Annotated in this window: 4 protein-coding genes and 1 pseudogene; 1 reads left to right on the forward strand and 4 read right to left on the reverse strand. The window is 63.0% G+C overall.

Going from position 1 to position 4,494, the window contains the following annotated elements:
- Nucleotides 1-116 precede the first annotated feature (116 nt).
- Nucleotides 117-1,202: a 7,8-didemethyl-8-hydroxy-5-deazariboflavin synthase subunit CofG gene (cofG, locus tag WBV42_RS20945; protein WP_423987757.1), complete on the reverse strand. Its 1,086-nt coding sequence runs from the start codon at nucleotides 1,200-1,202 to the stop codon at nucleotides 117-119.
- A 112-nt stretch (nucleotides 1,203-1,314) separates the two neighbouring features.
- Here cofG and WBV42_RS20950 point away from each other — a divergent pair, with 112 nt between their 5' ends.
- A complete protein-coding gene (locus WBV42_RS20950) occupies nucleotides 1,315-1,962 on the forward strand; it encodes a S26 family signal peptidase (RefSeq protein WP_423987758.1) in 648 nt (215 codons plus the stop codon).
- Nucleotides 1,963-1,984: 22 nt separating this feature from the next.
- On the opposite strand, the gene cofC is transcribed toward WBV42_RS20950, so the two are convergent.
- The 3 genes and pseudogenes from cofC to WBV42_RS20965 all read right to left on the reverse strand — a co-directional run.
- Entirely contained in the window at nucleotides 1,985-2,608 is a 624-nt protein-coding gene (gene cofC / locus WBV42_RS20955; RefSeq protein WP_423987759.1) for a 2-phospho-L-lactate guanylyltransferase, read from the reverse strand.
- A 77-nt stretch (nucleotides 2,609-2,685) separates the two neighbouring features.
- Nucleotides 2,686-3,483 (reverse strand): hypothetical protein, encoded by a 798-nt coding sequence (locus tag WBV42_RS20960; protein ID WP_423987760.1) that lies wholly within the window; start codon nucleotides 3,481-3,483, stop codon nucleotides 2,686-2,688.
- Nucleotides 3,461-4,432: pseudogene (locus tag WBV42_RS20965) on the reverse strand (tubulin/FtsZ family protein); the annotation flags it as partial. The pseudogene WBV42_RS20965 and the gene WBV42_RS20960, both read right to left, overlap by 23 nt.
- Nucleotides 4,433-4,494 lie beyond the last annotated feature (62 nt).

Genomic DNA, 4,494 nt, shown 5'->3' on the forward strand with positions numbered 1-4,494 from the left:
CAGATACGCGAAATCGACCCCGACGACCCGCCGTTCGGCCCGACGCTCGGCCCGTGTGCGGACGGCACGCCGCTCCTCGACTGACGATTCTCGACTGGCGATCCGTTCCGCCCGAATCAGCGCTCCAAAACGTCCCGGTATCGCCGACCGGCGTCGGTATTCGCGTCGATTTCCGTCCGAATTCGGTTCGAGATCCAGTCGTCCGCGACGTATCGTTCGTACACCGGGAGACGCTCGTGGAGCGGAACGCCCGCCGATTCCGCGATGTCCTCCAGTTCGCGCAGGGCGGGCCATTCGTAGTCCGGATTGATGTAATCGTCCGTGACGGGTGAGACGCCGCCCAAATCGTCCACGCCGCAGTCGAGCAGTTCCCGCGTCGGCGAGAGGTTCGGCGGCACCTGCACCGAAATCTCGTCAGGAAGCGCCACCCGCGCCATCGCCACGACCCGGCGCATCGTTTCGACCGACGGTTGCTCGAACCGCGAGCGTTCGTTCGGGACGACGTTCTGAACGATGATCTCTTGAACGTGCCCGTACCGTTCGTGCAGTTCCCGAATCGCCAACAGGCTCTCGGCCCTGTCGCGCCACACCTCGCCGATGCCGACGAGCAGTCCGGTCGTGAACGGCATCCCGAGTTCGCCCGCGTTGCGAATCGTGGCGAGTCGCTGGCCCGGATTCTTCCGGCGCGGCCCGGCGTGTGCGTCCACGTCCGCCGTCGTCTCCAACATCACGCCCATGCTGGCGTTCACGTCCGCGACGAGTTCCATCTGCTCGCGGGTCTGATCGCCCGGATTCGAGTGAGGAAGCAGACCCACGTCCAGCGCGAGTTCGCACACCTCCCTGAGGTAGGAGTGAATCGAGTCGTGGCCCCACTCGTCCAACTGCTCGTGAATCCGCGTGTAGCGGTCGTCGGGGTCGTCGCCGAAGGTGAACAGCGCCTCGGTACAGCCCGCATCGACGCCGGTTTCGAGGATGTCCCGCACCTCCTCGGGGGACAGCAGGGACGCCTGCCCCGGCGCGTCGAAGTAGGTGCAGTACGTGCAGGTGTAGCGACACGCCGTCGTCAGCGGAACGAAGACGTTCTTCGCGTAGGTCAGCGCGTCGGCGGGCGACGCGTCCGCCGGGGTGACGGCGAGCAGTCGGTCGATTTCCGCTTCGTCGAAAGTGATGTCGATGTCGTACTCTTCGGCCCCCGGAATCATACCGTGGGCTACGGAAGGAGGGGTAAAAGGGTTTGGAGCTTCGGGTCGGAAACGAATCCCCCACTACCCGAATCCGAAGTTTCAAGCAACGATACAAAATACGAACCGGTAGATGTCCCCGCCAAGCGATGCCGGGCCGAAGGAACTACTCCACTGGTTTCGAACGACCGACGAGGAGCCCGTTCCCTTGTTCCGCGACCTACTGAAGACGTTACTGTGGCTCGTCGCCATCGGTGCCCTCCTGTTTGCGATCACGGGTGTGTGGCCGCCCATGGTCGCCGTTGAGAGCGGCAGCATGCAACCGCACATGGAGAAGGGCGACCTCATCGTCGTGATAGAGAAGGGTCGATTCGTCGGGGACGGGTCGTATGGCGACACGGGTGTCGTGCCGTATCGCGCGGGGAAGGGGTCGGGCTATCGGTCGTTCCATAGCTACGGGGACGTGATCATCTATCGGCCGGACGGCGCGACCGGGGAGACACCGATCATCCATCGTGCTCGGTTCTGGGTGCAAAAGAACGAGAACTGGTACGATAGGGCGGATCAGAAGTTCATCGGAAGCGCGGACAACTGCAAGGAGCTTCCGAACTGTCCCGCGCCGCACGCCGGGTTCATCACCAAGGGCGACCACAACGGCGAGTACGACCAGGTTTACCGGGGAATCGGCGGGCCGATCAGCAGTCCCGTCGAATCCTCGTGGATCGTCGCCAAAGCGAAGATTCGAATCCCGTGGCTCGGCTGGGTTCGGCTGGCGGTCTGATCGTTCGTTTTCCAGGTTTTTCCTACCGCGTGACCGTCACGCGACCGCTCGTCACCGAGAGCGAGAACCCGGCGTCTTCGAGCCAATCGCTGGCGGCACCGTCGCCGTGCAACAGCACTTCCGCGAGGTCGTCCGGTTCGTCCACGTCCGTCGCGAGCCGATGGGAGTCGAGTTCGGTGACTGACGCGTTCGCCGCCGCCGCGATTTCGACGTGGTCGAGATACGAGGTGCCGTGATAATCCACCCGAAAGTCGGGATGGCGGGCGACGAGCGCGTTCGTCCCCCCACCACGGCCCGGCGCGAGGACGACGTCGTCGTCGGCCGAGAAGAGGCGTTCGAGGGCATCCGGGGTCGCCAACGCGAGGTCGGCCATCACGATTGCCGTGGAATCCCGCTCCTTTGATTCGACCGATTCGGCAAGTACCGCGTTCACCGCGGGCGTCAGCGGGCGAGTGTCGATTGAGAGTGGTGCATCGATATCGATTTCGCGGGTCGTGAGCACTCGTGGGCTCCGACCGGTCGCACGAATCGTCCCGAGAACGTCTTCGAGCATCACCAGCGCGAACTCGCGGCGCTCGTCGGCCGACAGCGTCCCGGCGAGTCTCGTCTTCGGTTCGCCCGCAGCGAACGGCACCACTACTTGCATGGACGGAAGTACTCGGTCGGCGTGTTAAGTGGTTGCGAAAACGGGGACGACAAAAGAGGTCTAACTGTGTGCCGCCGTCAGCGCAGACGGTAGTTGTTCTGCTGCTGGGAACGGTACCAGAACCCAGCACCGCCGATGATGATGATGACGAGAACTGCGATTCCACCGTACATGAGCAGCTTGTTCTGTTGTTCCGACTGCTGTGCCTTGTCCGATGCCGAGTTGGCGCTCTTTTTGGCCTTGTCGGCGAGGTTAGCGGCGAGGTCGAAGTTCTCCCCGTTGTACGCCGAGATGGCGTCGTTGAGGGAACTCTTCGCATCCTCCGTGTTCGCACCCGAGGACGCGTCGTCGATAGCGTCCTGTGCGGCCGCGATGGCGTTACGGGCGTTCTTGCTGTCCTCGGTGTGGTAGTTCGCCGTCCACGTTTCTATCTCCTCGGTGTTGCCGCCCTTTCGGGTCTGGCTGAGTTTTGCGAACGTGAACGCCTGTTGGGGGTCGTACGAGAAGTTCTCGACTTCGGGCACCGTACCGGACACCTTCACGACCGCTTTGCTCGCGTCGCTGTCGAGCGCGAGCGAGTGGTTGAACGTCCGGCCGTCGTAGGATTTTTTGGCCTTCTGGTTGCCCGCTTGGTCGTACGTCGTGACGGTCCACGTCACGTCGGTCAGTTCGGTTTTCCCGTGGAGCGTCCACTCCTCGTAGTTGCTGTAGAGGTCGGTCAGCGTCATCGTCGCGGTGACGGAGTCGCCGACTTTCGCGTCGCTCGGGACGTCCTTCCCCTTCGTCGAAATCGCCGTGGCAGGTGTGACTGCCGAGAGGGCGAGCGTGGCGACGAGGAGGAGGGCGAATAGCTTAGAACAACGGGTCGAGTTCATCTTCATCATCCTCGACGAGGTTTTCGAGGTTCGTCTGGCTCTCTTGTTGAATGTCGTCGATGTTGTCTTGAGCTTCGATGGCGACCTGCTGGAGTTCCTTGATTCGTGGAACGTTCGTGATTCCCGAGAGCAGGACGACGCTGGCGACGCTGGGCTCGTTGACGGGGTAGTCACCGCCACGGACTTCCATGCTACCGGTCTGCTCTTCGAGCCACTTGCGACCGCGCTCGATACCTTTCCGATTCAGGTGAGGGGACGGCCCGCTCATGACGAGGAGGGCGCGCTCCGTTCCCTGAATCTCACAGGGCATGGTCAACCGGCCGAGCGCCGCTTTGCGGACGAGGCTCGTGATTCGGTTGGTCGTGTGTGCCGTGTCCTTGGCCTGTCCGCCACTGCCGCCGGTGAAGCGGGAGAGAAGACCGCCGGAGTTCTGCATCTCGACTTCCTCCGCGGCGTAGCCGATGGTGGAGACGCCGCCACCGGCGAGCGTGTTGATGATCTCGCTGGAGTCGACGACGCTTTCGGCCACGTCGTCGCCGCCACCGACCTCACCGGCACCGAACAGGATGCCGAAGCGGGTGACGATCTCCTCGTTGATCTCCGCGTAGCCGCCCTCCATGCTTTCGCCGGATTGGCGCCACGCGTCGTTGTCGAACACCATCAAGTTGTCCACTTCGCGGACGAACGTCTGGAACGAACGTGCCGCGTTGAGCGTGTAGATGCCCCCTTCGTCGCCGCCGGGCAGGATACCCAGCCCGTAGACGGGTTCGGTGTAGATTCGCTTCAGATGTTTCGCCACGACGGGCGCTCCGCCGCTTCCCGAACCGCCGCCCATTCCAGCGATGATGAGGAAGGCGTCCACCTCGTGGACGGGGATGTTGTCGGTGACATCCTCCTCGCCGTAAACGGCGAGGCTTCCCACAAGTCGTTCTTGCTGGTTTGGGCGATTTACGGTTTACACACCGACGAGGTGCTGGCCATGCCACGTGACCGCTACTCCTATCCAGCGAA

It is taken from the genome of Haladaptatus sp. (assembly GCF_049589095.1).
GTDB lineage: Archaea > Halobacteriota > Halobacteria > Halobacteriales > Haladaptataceae > Haladaptatus.